Source organism: Sphingobacterium sp. CZ-UAM, assembly GCF_002000245.1.
Taxonomy (GTDB): domain Bacteria; phylum Bacteroidota; class Bacteroidia; order Sphingobacteriales; family Sphingobacteriaceae; genus Sphingobacterium.
On sequence record NZ_MTCM01000009.1, the window covers coordinates 50,061 to 64,975 of the forward strand.

A 14,915-nucleotide genomic window follows, 5' to 3' on the forward strand; every position below is an offset into this window, starting at 1 on the left:
GATTTATTTTAGGGCTACTGCTGAAATATGTCAAGTTTCATTGACAAATGGTCGGGCAAAGTCCTTTCTTATCAGGTAGTTTTGCATAGCTCGGAAATTTTCCTGTATTTTTGCGGGGTGAAATTTCGATTTAAAAATGCGGAACAGAAAAATAGTACCATCCTCATTTTCTGTTTGCTTTTGTTGCTATTGATAGGTGGGGGGCTGCTCGGTATTATCCACTATAAAATAGATCGACTGAATAAAAGAATATTGGTAGATTTTGCCGATGAAAATATGTTGCTGGTGAATAAGCAACTCGAATTGTTACAACAGGAGCTATACACGTCTGAGAAAAGATTGGTTGATGCCGTACCATCAGCGGATATCCGTCGTGATTCCTTACTTATCCTCATTCCGGCCAGTCACTTGAACCGTGTCGACAATAAGATGTGGGTACTGCTCAAAACGCGTACAATACAACATCGCTTATACCATGTCTATGTCGATATTGAAAAATTAAACGCCTATTTCGCCAATCGGTATTTTGGAAGAAGAGCTTATTTTGAAATATATAGTGATAAAGGGATCTGTGTCGTTTCACCTGAAAACCGAAAATGGGGGCGTCCGAAAGACGGGGATATTATTACTCAGGGCAAGATCGTCAAATCGGATTACCTAAAGCTGGATGTGATGGTTACCTCCTATCCCTGTTCCATTATTTTTGTAGGAGGTGAAATTCGAATAAGTACCCTGCTGTTGACAATTGAGGAGGAAGTTCAGGGGGTCATGACCTATAGTATATTACTTGGCGTAGGCCTGATGCTCGTAGCCATAGCGCTTATCTATTTTAATGTACTGGAGCGCCGCAAGACTCAGCAGCTCAAATTAATGGCGCTGCAACAGGAAAATGAATATACGCAGATGCGTCTGGTTCAACTGCAGCAGCAGATCAATCCACATTTTTTGTTCAATACCTTTGGCTCACTCCAATATCTGATCGGCAAGGATAATGATCTGGCCAAGTCATTCGTCGGTAAGATGACCAAGGTCTATCGTAAAATGCTGCGTACGGACGAGTCGGACTGGTCTTCGGTACAGGAGGAACTGGAACTGGCAAAAGCTTATTTCTTTTTGCAGCAGGTGCGTTTTGGAACAGCGTTGAAAGATATGGAAATTTCCATTCCAATGGATGTGATGGGTGCGCGGCTACCACGTCTGGCCTTGCAGATGCTGGTGGAAAACGCGATTAAGCATACACGTATTTCAACGGAAAATCCACTTCAGATCCATATTGTTTATCTATCGGAGGTCAATATCATCCAAGTAAGCAACAATTGGCAGCCGCGGCAAGGGACTGAAACGGAAGGGGAGGGATATGGACTTAATTACCTAGCGTCTATGTATTCCCATTATACACTGGATGGCTTTGGTTATGGAACAGAAAAGGGGTGTTTTTTTGTCAATTTACCCCTATTGGATCGTTAGATTAGTACAGGAATAGTTCTGCTGGATACGTGTTCATAGTTTTGAAGCACGTGTTCATACGTATGAAATACGTGCTCGTCCCTTTTGAAGTGATTCTGTACAATATTTTTAACAAATTTGGCTCCTGATCTAGGAATTTAATTGCAAGATTAACCTAATCTTATTCGGATGAAATGATCTTCAGCTCAATAGCGCTTGATAAGAGACCTATCATGCGCAGCTGGTCGCTTCAATGCCATTGAAAAACAAAGCGGGTGCAACAAATGCATGGATGCTATTGAAAAACAGCACTCAGAAATAATTATTCTAAATGAACAACACTTATACCAAGCTAGCCCTAAGCCTCTTATTTTCGGCAGGCCTCATGCAATCTTGTTCTGTATTGCAAACTGTAGGTTTACGAAAAAAAGAGACTGTTACCTCTGCGAAGGATTCTACCGCCAAGAAAGATACGACGATTGCCTATGACAAACTGTTTAAAGATGCACGCGTGGATAGCGGCATGTTTGCTGTGATCCGAAAGGAAAATAATTATTACTTTGAAATTCCATTGAAAAAGATGGGACAGGACATTCTCCTGATCCAAAAATTGTCTTCCGTTCCTTTGGCACTGAATGAAGCTGGTGTAAATAAGGGAATGAACTATGAAAATAAGGTCATTCGGTTTACCCTGCGCAAAGAGAAGAAAGAGGTATGGGTTTCGGAAATTAAACCGCAGGTAGAAGTACCTAAAGGGGATGCGATTGCTGCATCGGTCTATGATAATTATCGTCCTTCTTATATTGAATCGTTCAAGGTGGAGAGTTATTCAAAAGACTCCAGTGCCGTGGTGATCAAAGTCAATAAAGTGTTTGACGGATCGGAAAAGAGCTTTACGGATGTTTTCACCGCTTTGGGTTTAGGTACTTCGCCTAAAACCAGCATATCCACGATCGAAGAAATAAAATCGTATCCCAATAATATTGTTGTGAAATCGGTGTTGTCGACAAAAGTGACGGAGGGAAATGAATCGGTGCCGGTTTCACTGGAGGTTACAAGTAACCTTTATGAATTACCTGAAACGCCGATGGTGGCACGTTTTGCGGATCCCCGTATTGGCTTCTTTACTTCGCCACGCTGGTATTTTAACGATAAACAACAGGAACTGGATAAAAAAAATCTGGTGAACCGCTGGCGTCTTGAGCCGAAAGATGAGGACAAAGCACGTTACCTGAAAGGTGAACTGGTAGAGCCGAAAAAACCTATTGTTTTTTATCTGGATCCGGCCACGCCAAAGCAATGGCGCCAAGCCATTATCGATGGTGTTCACGACTGGCAGGAAGCCTTTGAGGCGGCTGGTTTTAAGAATGCGATTTTGGCAAAACAGCAACCGGATAGTGTCAAATTTGATCCGGATGATGCCAATGTATCTTCTATTGTATACGCTGCATCAGCGCAGGCCAATGCGATGGGACCATCGGTAGTGGATCCACGTTCAGGTGAAATTTTGGAGGCGGATGTGATCTGGTGGCATAACGTAATGACGATCCTAAATAGCTGGATGCGGATACAAACAGGTATCGTAGATACTTCTGTGCGTTCAAATGTATTCTCGGATGAAAAAATGGCCCATGCCATTCGTTTTGTTTCTTCGCATGAGATTGGACATACCTTAGGGCTGATGCACAATATGGGCTCATCGGCAAGTTTTCCGGTAGATTCACTCCGTAGCAAAAGTTTTACCGCAAAAATGGGCGGTACGGCACCATCGATTATGGATTATGCGCGCTTCAACTATGTGGCGCAGCCTGAAGATGCTGTTGAACAGATTACACCCGTGATCGGAGCCTATGACAAATATGCTATTGGATGGGCTTACCGTTGGTATGGCAAAACACAGCCTTGGGATGAAATACCGTTGTTGCGCAAAGAAATTGATGCCCATGTGCATGACCCGATATATCATTACGGCGAACAACAGGATTCAAAAAATATTGTTGACCCAAGGGCACAGTCCGAAGATCTAGGTGACGATGCCATGAAAGCTGGTGAATATGGGATGAAAAATTTGCGTCGCATGATGCCGAATATCATCAACTGGACCACAAATACGGGGGATGACTATTATCGGGCCGGTAAATTATATATGGGGGTCGTTGGTCAATGGTATGCTTACGCTGATCATGTGCTCAATAATATTGGTGGTATTTATCTTGAAAATGCTGTTTTGGGCGACCAAAAAAATGCATATAGTCCAGTACCCAAAGAGAAGCAGGTAGCTGCACTGGAATATTTAAAGAAACATGTGTTCTACATGCCGGAGTGGCTATTTGTTCCGGAGTTGATGGCGAAAACTTTCCCTTTAAGAGATTCACCTATGGGACCGTTTGAATATGCACCTTATAATCTGCAGCGTGAGTTTCAATATGCCATGCTCTATAAATTGGTCAACGATGAACGCCTATTGCGCATGGTCGAAATGGAAAACCTCTTTGGCGACAAGAAGGCATGGAGTGCACCAGCATTTTTAGCATCGGTACGCAAAGAGATCTTCGCAAAAACGCTCAGTGGACAGGCATTGGATCTTAAAACACGCATGTTGCAGCAGAATTACGTGGATGTACTAATGGTCTCTACGAATAAGTCCATGGAGAAATTAAATGCCAAGAAATTAGCTGGGGTCGAACAATTGATCGAAGGAACTCAGCCTAATCTGTGCTTGCATCAACATCATGCAGCTTCTGCTCAAACAGGTTTACGTAATGTACATGTCACCGGAATGATTCGTACATCGGATATGCTGACCTATAAAAGGGCCGAACTGTATGAGATCTATCAGTTGCTGAAACAAAAACAACGGACAGGAGACGCGACGACAAAGGCCCATTATATGGATCTCGTATTGCGGATCGCAAATACTTTGGCATTGAACTAATATATTAACATCTATTATATCAACATCTACCAAAATGAATAAGTTTTTAATACCGCTGACCTTTATGTGTGTGCAAATGGCACAGGCACAAGAATCCAAGGAACTGAAAGGAAAGGTACTGGATGCGGTCACATTAAAGCCGGTCGTGGGGGCGACGGTTGTTGTCGAGAGTTCGGCAGTAGCGGAAGACATCGGCGTACCCAATCAGGTGCAACAATCTGCATTGGGATCATTGACTGACGCTTCGGGCGAATTTCGCCTAAAAGTTCCGGGGAACTTAAAATACGTCACCATTAGTTATGTGGGGTACCAGCGTATTCAGGTTCCGGTATTTCAGGACCACAGGACGATTTTGCTACAACCGAGTGGAGAATCCCTGGATGAAGTCATCGTAACGGGCTATACCGATATCAAAAAACGTAAAAATACAACAGCATATAATAAAATCAATGTAGCTGATATCAAGCAGACAGGCGTTGCATCCATTGATGAACTGCTAGCGGGACAGGTGGCCGGTCTCCAGTTGAGTAATTTTAATGGTGGTCCCAATAGTGCACCACAGATCCGTATCCGCGGTACGGTATCACTCAATGGTACACAGGATCCATTGTGGGTTATTGATGGATTACCCATAGAAGGGACAGAATTGCCGAATCGGATTGATAAGGATAACCTGAATAGTTTGAATAATCTTCCGATTGCAGGAATCAATCCGGATGATATTGCAGATATCACCGTATTAAAAGACGCGGCGGCAACTTCGATCTACGGTGCACGTGCTGCTAACGGCGTTATTGTGATCACAACAAAAAGAGGTAAATCAGGTCCAGCAAAATTACAGGTTTCGGCAAATACGTTTGTCACTGAACGTCCGGACTTTGGTAAACTCAACTTGATGAATGCCAATGAAAAAGTAGACTTTGAACTATTGATGGCCAACCGTACTGATTTAAATTATCGCACAGGCAAGGGGGCAGTTATGCGTATCCTGGATAAAGCGAATGCACTGGAAGCCTACCGTTCAGGCGGTTTGGCTGCTCTTTCGCCAGAGGTGCAGCAGTCCATTAATCAATTGCGCCTGAAGCAGACAGACTGGGGAAAAGAACTTTATCGTCAGGCACTCAATCAACAATATTCGGCCTCGATATCCGGTGGTAACGACGCGCATCGGTACTATCTGTCCAGCGGCTTTTACGACGAAAAAGGAGCAACTAAAGGAGCAGATCTACGTCGTTATTCATTGACATTAAACAATGATTTCAATATAAATGACCGCTTTAAAGCGGGAATCAATTTACTAGGCTCTGTTTCAAATAGACAAAACCCGATCCAGGATGACGATGCATTTACCAATCCGAGTAATTATATGCGTTTGGTCAATCCATATTTAACCGTGCGGGATCAATCGGGTAAGTATAACTACGATCCGGATATCGAAGGCTACGAAAAAGAAACCTACATTCCTTTCAATGCCATAGAAGAACGGGAAAATACCAAATATGCGCTGACAAATAAGGCATTGAAAGCGATTGGTTACCTGGAGTATACCATTATCCCGAAATTGTCTTTACGTACCGAATTTGGTTTGCAGTTTGATGAAAATAGCATGGAGCGATTTGCCGATCAGGAAAGTTACAATACCCGTAAATTGCGTGCAGCAACACGGTATTACGATTCCGCAAGTAAGACGTTTAAATATTTTTTACCTACGGGTGGTAAAATTGAAAATAACCATAATAGCATTTTTCAATACAACTGGAAAACTTACTTAAAATACAACAAAACCTGGAATGAAAAGCATGAGCTGGAACTCATGGGCGGAACAGAACTGCGACGGAGTAAGAATACAATGGTTTCAACCAAAGGTTTTGGCTATAATCCGTCAACTTTGACCACACAAAATATTGTTTTTCCGAATAGCAACTATCAAGATGATTCGAGATTTGTACAATACAAAAAAGGATTGATCGAAAACTCCTATGCCTCCTTCTACGGGAATGCGACCTATACATTTGACCGTAAGTACAATGTATATGGTAGCATACGTTATGATGGGTCAAATATGTTTGGCGTAGATCCGCAATACCGTTTCTTGCCGATCTGGTCCTTGTCTGGATCATGGAATGTGCTGGAAGAAGAATTTATCAAGGGTAAAACAGCTTTGTCTGATCTCCGTGTGCGTGCTTCGTATGGTATTCAGGGAAATGTGGATCGCAATACCTATCCGTTTATTGTTGGGAAGTATGAAAATTCGACTATACTTCCAGGCTATCCAGAAGGAACAGTCGTGGTAGATATGCCTGCTAATAACAAATTACGTTGGGAACGTACACAATCTTATAACGCTGGAATTGATTTGGGGCTTTGGAAAAATAGGTTGAATATTACAGTTGATTATTACAATAGAACAAGTAAAGACCTGATTGCAAATAGTGCCTTACCTATGGAAAATGGTTTCCAGGATGTCCAGGTAAACTGGGCTTCGGCAAGAAATCAAGGGGTGGAATTGACTATATCAAGCCGTCAGATCCAGACCAAAAAATTCTCCTGGTCAACGGATTTTAACATCGCCCACAATAATAATAAATTATTGAAGGTGATGAATAATCCCAAAGCCTATGCGCCAGAAACTCAGGTAGGCCGTCCCATCAATGGTATGTATGTACTGGAAACAGCTGGATTGGATAAAGACGGTGTGATGCAGTTTAGAAATCAGGATGGCTCTGTTTCGAGTTTCGAAGAATTCTATGGACTATACGATCCTTGGGCAGATTTCTTACCGGGATATACTTCCCAAACGAGCATGACAGCGGCAGATTATCGTGCTAAATTTAAATACAAAGGCAGCAAGGATCCGAAATTTGTAGGTGGTATGACCAACCGTTTCCGTTATGCTAATTTTGATCTGGCGATTTCAGCTGTATTCAATTTAGAGCGTTGGGTAAACCGTACGCCTACTTATAATCCGGCACTGGTAGATCGCGGGCAAAACTATACGAAGGGTCTCTTGATGGCTTTACAGGGGAAAACAGCTCTGCCAGCATTGGGAAGCATCGGTTCGGAACTAAATGACCGTTGGATGGCCTATGGCTGGATGGAGAGTAATGATCCGATCAGTTCATTTAAGCAATACGATATCTGGGCGAAGAAAATGAGTTATGTCCGTATCAATAGCATCCGTCTTGGATATACCTTACCTGCAAGCTTAAGTAAAAAGATCGGAACCAACAATTTACGTGTGAACGTAGAAGGACGCAATTTATTTGTTTTTGGTGCGAATTACGAAGGGTATTTTGATCCAGAGACGTACGGTAGCTATTATGCGCAGCCGATCAGCAAATCTTTTGCGTTTGGTCTTTCAGCAAGTTTTTAATTCTTTTAATTGATTATAATATGAAGAACATAATTTATTTTGGAATGATGATGACGGTTGGCGCATTGACTTCCTGCAATAAATACTTGGATATACAACCGGTGGGGACTGTCATTCCTACCTCAGAAAGTGATTTTAGAGGCTTGATGACAAGTGGCTACACGAGTTTTCCGGCACATAAATCGTATCTGTCATTACGTACCGACGAACTGTTGTTGGATGAAAGCTCTACAGATGCTGCCCGGACCAAAGATATTTATCTCTGGAACGATCAAAATCCCGATCCGGCAACCACTGCTTATCCGTATCTGGCCTTCTATAAGAGTATTTTCTACAGTAACCAGATCATCAGTACGATTGACGAAAAATTGACGGGTAACGCTAACGTCGATCAGATCAAAGGTGAGGCTTACCTGATGCGTGCCTATGCGCATTTTGAGTTATTGAATTGCTACAGTGAAGTCTATTCAGCAAGCAATGTAGCTTTGCGTGGAGTTCCGCTATCGACCAAAATCGACCTGGAACAACGTTTTGTTCCTGCAACCATAGGTGACTCCTACGCGCAGGTGTTATCGGATATGGAAAAGGGGACGGCATTGCTTACAGTAGACGATCAGGCGAAAGGTGTGAATTATCGCTTTAGTAAGCGTGGAGCATATGCAATGGCATCACGTCTTCATTTATATCGCGGGGAATGGCAGGCAGCAATAGAAGCGGCAAAGCAAGCTTTGAAAATAAACGACAAGCTCGTAGATCTCAATGTTACGGGAAGTTTATTACCTAATGATTTTGAGTCTGCCGAAATCATTATGGCGCTGGAGAAAGTATCTATTCCGGAAGTACGTTCGAGTTCATTTATTTCGCCTTCTTTATTGTCGGCCTATTCGGATGGAGATTTAAGAAAAGGTCGCTATTTCCAAAAAAGAGGTGCTGATTATGTCTCACTTAAAGGAGGAGAAAACCGTTTCAACGTGAGCTTCAGAAATGCAGATCTTTATCTGACAATTGCAGAATGCAATGTGCGTTTGGGAAATACAGCGGAAGCGCTAAAATATCTGGCCGCATTGAAGAAAAACAGATTTACGGTCGATGCTTACGTCAAAGAAACAAAAGCTGATGCGACCTTGTCCAAAGAACAATTGCTGGATGCGGTATTACTTGAACGTAAGCGCGAATTGGCTCTTGAAGGTCTGCGTTGGTATGATTTAAAACGTACAACAAGGCCTGCAATAACACATGCGAGTTTTGGTAGAACGGTTACCTTGCAGCAAAATGATCCGCGCTATGTGATCCGTTATCCACAAGAAGCGATCAATAACAACCCAGATCTATTAAAATAAGGTCAATTTTTTTTAATCCTTTATATATTAATCCATTTTCTTTCTTAGGAAATGGATTTTTTATTACATTCAAGCCATGAGATGGAATATATTGATTGTCGAAGACGAAGACTGGGCTTTTGTAGGCTTAAAGGAGATGTTGACAGACCTTTATGGGGATGGCGCATTGACCTTTACCAATGCAAAGGAGATTCAGGAAGCGGTGAAGATCATCAATAAGCATCATTTTGACCTGATCTTTATGGATATCCATCTGATGGATGGACTGAGTTTTGAAATATTTAAGCAGGTATCGATTGATGTGCCGCTCATTTTTACAACAGCTTATGAACAATATGCATTGGAAGCTTTTCAAAATCAAGGTTATGCCTATCTATTAAAACCTTTCGATGTGGAGGAGCTCGCGCAGACAATGAAACGACTTGAGCCACTGTTACCCAAAACAGAGCCGCGTCTAAAGCAACGCTTTCTGGTGAAATATGGTAACTTTTTAAAATCCTTGGCGATCGCCGATATTGCTTACTTTATGGCGGAAGATAAAGAACTATATGCGGTGGAAAAAGAGTCAGGCGTAGCCTATATCATTGAAGATAGTCTAGTCCACTTGGTGACTCAGGTAGACCCATTCGTTTTTTTTCAAATTAACAGAAAATTTCTTATTCGTATTGATTCCATTCAGTCTATGTTAAAAATAAGTCGGAATAGAATTAAATTGGAACTAATTCCCCCAACTCCAAAGGGGATTGATGTTATTGTTAGCGAAGAGCGTTCACCAAATTTTCAGCGCTGGCTAGATCAATAGTGTTCTGTTAGCTAGCTTACTATCAGTTTATTGTCTTGTTTTTTGATTTTTAATGAATTGATTTTCAGTGTTTTATTTTTTTATAAAAAATGTATAGTAAATTAGTATAGATTGTATTATATTTGCGCTCTAATAAAATCTATCAATTTAGTAGATTTTTAGAGTTATACAAAAAAGGGAGCTGTTGACTCGAATAATTACACTATGTCTATTTATTTTTTCTATATAAGTATAATGCTTAACTAATTTATTAAAACACCCTCTATATGCACTCAACATTCAAATACTTTCCTATTGTCGCGTTAGCATTGTCTAGTGCCAGTATGAATAAATTGTATGCACAGCAACGTTCCGTCCAGGGGAAAGTTACTGATGCGACTACCGGCCAGGCGCTAGCTGGCGTAAGTGTACGTATATCAGATCAAAATAAGGTGACACTTACTGATGCTAAAGGTGAGTTTACGATCAGCGCTTCGGGCAAGGATGCTCCTCTTTTGGATTTTTCATTTATAGGCTACGAATCCCAACAATTGAGAGCCTCCGGAGCTAATATTTCTTTGGCTCTGAAACCATCGAGCACAGGTTTGGAGGAAGTCGTTGTGGTGGCTTATGGTACGTCCAAAAGATCCAATATTACGGGTTCAGTTAGTACCGTGAGCAGTAAAGCGATCGAGAACAGACAGGTTTCTAATATCACAAAAGCATTGGAAGGTCAGGTTCCGGGATTACAGTCGGTCGCTTCTTCGGGTCAACCTGGTACCGAGGCGACTATCCGGATCAGAGGGATTGGATCTATCAATGCCTCCAGTGCACCTTTGATCGTATTGGATGGCAACCCCTATGCCGGTGACATCAATTCCATTAATCCGAACGATATACAGTCGATCTCGGTATTAAAAGACGCTGCCTCCAGTGCACTTTACGGTTCTAGGGGGGCTAATGGGGTAATTATTATTACGACCAAATCAGGTATCGCCTCTGATAATACAAAAATTAATCTGAATTTTACTCAAGGTTATTCAACCCGGGCAGTTCGCGATTATGATCAGGTATCGACCGATGAGTATTTTCAACTCTATTGGGAGGCTTTAAGAAATAAAAATCTGTCCAATGGATTATCTGCGGCTCAATCCGCTACAAATGCAAGTAAAACATTGCTGACTGATCTTAATGTCAATCCCTACGGCAGTAAATATCCTCAACCCGTCGGCGAAGATGGTAAGCTGGTTGCCGGGGCAAAAACACTTTGGGACGATCCCTGGACAGATGTATTGCAGCGTACAGGTGTGCGTACACAGGCAGATCTTGGGTTTAGCGGTGGGAGTGCGAAAAGCACGTATTACATCTCGGGCGGTTATCTGAACGATCAAGGGATAGCGATCGAATCGGGTTTTAAGCGCTATAACTTAAGAGCTAATATTGATAGTAAGGTTAAATCTTGGTTGAATGCAGGGGTGAATATCGGTGGTAGCAGCACGCAGCAAAAATACCCTCAATCCGAGGATAGCAATACGGCTAATATCATCAACTTTACGAGACTGGTTCCATCTTTTTATCCGTATTATGAACGAAACCCGGATGGATCTTTTGTGCTCGATGCCAACGGAAATAAAGTGTATGATTTTGGGGAGTATAGACCAAGCGGTGCAACGCCGCGTAATAATCTGGCAGCTTCTTTACCGCTGGATAAAAATGATATTCGTCGGGAGAATCTTTCTGCCCGCGCTTATTTGGAAGCATTATTTACCAGAAATTTAAAATTAAAATCGACCTACAGTGTTGATTATACCAACGGGAGTACACATGACTATACCAATCCAGTATTGGGTGATGGTGTCAATACTGGCGGTTATGTTTATCGCTCAAATGTGCGAACTGTTGCACAGACCTGGAACAATTTATTGACTTACGAGAAACAGTTTGGTTTGCATTACCTGAATGTGTTGGCCGGTCAGGAATATTATGCGTTCAACAGCAGCAATATCAGTGGGAGTAGAGAACGCTTTGTTATGCCTGATCTCTTTGAGCCTGTGGCTGCTTCGCAATTAAATGATTTTACAGGATCCAGTGTTGATTATAGATTATTGAGTTTTTTGGGTAGGGTGGAATATAACTATGATAATAAGTATTACCTGTCAGGATCGCTAAGAACAGACGGATCTTCCCGATTTGCGCCTGATACCCGTTGGGGTACTTTCTGGTCCTTGGGTGGTTCCTGGAAATTAAAGCAGGAGAACTTTTTGAGAGATAATACGACAATTAATCAGTTGACTGTGCGAGCGAGTTATGGCGGACAGGGAAATGATAACCTCGGAACGTATTATGCCTACAAAGGGCTATATACTATTGCTAACAGTTTGGGCAGAGGGGGAACCTATACGGGGAGATTGGCTACTCCGAATTTAAAGTGGGAATCGAACCTCAATCTCAATGTAGGTGTTGACCTGTCTGCATTTGACAACCGGGTATCGTTAACTGTTGAGTATTTTAACCGACGGAGTAAAGACCTACTGTTCACGATGCCAATGGCCTATTCAACAGGGTATACCGGCTATGATGCAAATATTGGCGCTTTGAAAAATACGGGTATCGATGTGGATATTCATACCATTCCTGTTCAGAATGACAATTTTAGATGGAATTTGGATCTTAATCTTTCACATTACAAAAATAAGATTACAGCACTGCCAAATAATAATAGGCCCATTCCTACTGGCAATAAGCTTTTGCGTGTAGGTGGAAGCATTTATGATTTCTATTTGCCCGAATGGGCTGGTGTAAATCCAGAAAATGGTTTGCCGCAATGGTATACTGCAGACAAGGATGGTAATAAAACAGGCGAAAAGACTTCGGAATATGGAAAAGCAGGCAATTTTATAGCAGGTAGCTCGCTTCCAGATCTGGTCGGCGGGATTCAGAACAGCTTTAGCTATAAAAATTTTGATCTATCAGCCTTGTTGAGTTTCAGCCTTGGCGGTCAAATATTGGATAATGATTATATTCAGATTATGCACAACGGAAGTAACCCGGGACGTGCTTGGTCAAAGGAAATACTTGAACGTTGGACACCGGAGAATACGCAAACTGATGTACCAAAATTGACGACGGATAATCTGAACTGGACTTCCTCATCGACACGTTTTTTATACAGTGGTACCTATGCGCGTCTTAAAAACGTCAGTCTGGGGTATAGTCTCCCGGCAGCGCTAATTAAAAGAATTGGGATAGAAAAGGTCCGCGTTTTTGCGACTGCAGAAAACCTACTGACATTTTATGGGCATCAAGGAATGGATCCTGAACAAACGGTGAATGGCGCTACTTATTTCCGCTATCCAGCGATGCGGACAATTTCTGGTGGGGTTCAGTTTGTTTTTTAATGATGTGTTGTTAAGCTGAAAAATTAAATGAAAATCATGAAACTAAAAATTACATCTATACTTATAGCCTTATCCTTGGCGAATACATCGTGTAAGGATATTCTGGAGACCAGCCCGACTACCTCTGTATCAGAAGAAGAGGTCTTTAAAAATACGGACAATGTCGCAACCGTTATTAACGGTACTTGGAAATATTTGAATGATACCTATTTTACCTATGCGAATCCGGGCTATACTTCAATCATGCGTACAAGTGACGCTATGGGAAGTGATGTTGCCGTGACGACAAAATATGGTTATCGGGATGCTTATGCATTTACCGAGTTAACAAATAATCGTTCGAACCGTGTCAATTCCTTTTGGATTATGTTGTATAAAGTGATCGATAATATGAATAATGTCATTGCGAAGGTCGATGGTGCGGCCGGATCAGTGGAAGCTAAAGGGGTTTTAAAAGGAAGAGCACATGCATTACGTGCATTTGCTTATCTGAATTTGGCGACCTATTATCAATTTAGTTATTTAAAGGATAAAGCGGCTAAATCAGTGCCTATTTATACCGAACCCAGTACCATTGCAACTCAGGGAAAACCCCGGGCAACACAAGAGGAGGTTTATAAGCTTATCGTGAGTGACCTGAATGCGAGTGAAAAGTTGTTAGCATCAGCGGGCATAGGTGAGAAATTCGATATAAACATTAATGTCGTCAATGGTTTGCTGGCGCGGACTTATCTACAAACAGGCGAGTGGAAATTAGCCGCGGCATATGCAGAAAAGGCTGCTAAAGATTATGAGTTAATGAACGCATCCGAATATCAAGCGGGATTTAATGACTTGGCAAATAGAGAGTGGATTTGGGGACATAAGCAAACGAATGAGCAGAGCGTCGCAAGTTACACCTTCCACTACCTGGATGTGTCTTCAGCAGGATCTTATTACTATAGTTTTATGGCTGATCCGTATTTTAAAAATTTGTTTGATAGCAACGATGTGAGATATTCACTATTTGAATGGGATAATCTGCCGGGTAGAGAAGGTTTTCTGCGGTATAAAAAGTTTAAATTTAAATCTAATTTGATCGGTGATATTGTATATATGCGCGCTTCGGAGATGGTATTGATTGAAGCGGAAGGTTATGCGAGGGCCGGAGAAAAAGATAGGGCAATAGCGCTATTGAATAAATTGCGTACAGCTAGAAATGCAAAATTATTTACTGGAAATGATGTTGATCAATTAATTGCAGAAATTCTTATTGAAAGACGCAAGGAACTATGGGGAGAAGGATTTGCATTATCCGATATTCTTCGTACGCAGGGTAAGGTGGCTCGGAAGTCGTATGTTGACGCCGATGGAAAACCTATCCAAGTAGAGATTGTCGGTGCTGACGGTAAACCGAAACTGGTCAATGCTCAAGGTCATCGTGTTATTAAATTTCCTGATGGATCGGCTTTTGTTCAAAACAGCTCATATTACTTATTTTCTATCCCTTACGAAGAGACTGTAAGAAATCCGAATCTCTAGTCTTATTCTTTTGGTTTTTATTGCTCAAAGAAAGCCAGTACGTTTATGTACTGGCTTTCTTTTTCTGTGTAAAAACGAATTAGAATTATGAGACTAAATTTTAGGCAGGTCATTGGTTTTT

At 41.7% G+C, this 14,915-nt stretch carries 7 protein-coding genes; all 7 read left to right on the forward strand.

Annotated elements, in window-relative coordinates; translation table 11 throughout:
* Positions 1-27 precede the first annotated feature (27 nt).
* The 7 genes from BWD42_RS22770 (at position 28) to BWD42_RS22800 (ending at position 14,794) form a co-directional block, all read left to right on the forward strand.
* Complete coding sequence (locus BWD42_RS22770) at positions 28-1,467, forward strand: sensor histidine kinase (RefSeq protein ID WP_077438717.1); 1,440 nt, start codon at positions 28-30, stop codon at positions 1,465-1,467.
* A gap of 310 nt (positions 1,468-1,777) precedes the next feature.
* Positions 1,778-4,381 carry a zinc-dependent metalloprotease gene (locus BWD42_RS22775; RefSeq protein WP_077438718.1) on the forward strand — a complete coding sequence of 868 codons (2,604 nt, stop codon included), beginning with the start codon at positions 1,778-1,780 and terminating at the stop codon, positions 4,379-4,381.
* A 34-nt stretch (positions 4,382-4,415) separates the two neighbouring features.
* A complete protein-coding gene (locus tag BWD42_RS22780; RefSeq protein WP_077438719.1) occupies positions 4,416-7,754 on the forward strand; it encodes a SusC/RagA family TonB-linked outer membrane protein in 3,339 nt (1,112 codons plus the stop codon).
* 20 nt (positions 7,755-7,774) lie between these two features.
* Positions 7,775-9,094 carry a RagB/SusD family nutrient uptake outer membrane protein gene (locus tag BWD42_RS22785; protein ID WP_077438720.1) on the forward strand — a complete coding sequence of 440 codons (1,320 nt, stop codon included), beginning with the start codon at positions 7,775-7,777 and terminating at the stop codon, positions 9,092-9,094.
* A gap of 76 nt (positions 9,095-9,170) precedes the next feature.
* On the forward strand, positions 9,171-9,896 hold the full coding sequence (locus tag BWD42_RS22790) for a LytR/AlgR family response regulator transcription factor (RefSeq protein ID WP_077438721.1): 726 nt from the start codon (positions 9,171-9,173) through the stop codon (positions 9,894-9,896).
* A 266-nt stretch (positions 9,897-10,162) separates the two neighbouring features.
* A complete protein-coding gene (locus BWD42_RS22795; RefSeq protein WP_077438722.1) occupies positions 10,163-13,273 on the forward strand; it encodes a SusC/RagA family TonB-linked outer membrane protein in 3,111 nt (1,036 codons plus the stop codon).
* A 36-nt stretch (positions 13,274-13,309) separates the two neighbouring features.
* Positions 13,310-14,794, forward strand: coding sequence for a RagB/SusD family nutrient uptake outer membrane protein (locus BWD42_RS22800; protein WP_139351263.1), 1,485 nt, complete (start codon positions 13,310-13,312; stop codon positions 14,792-14,794).
* Positions 14,795-14,915 lie beyond the last annotated feature (121 nt).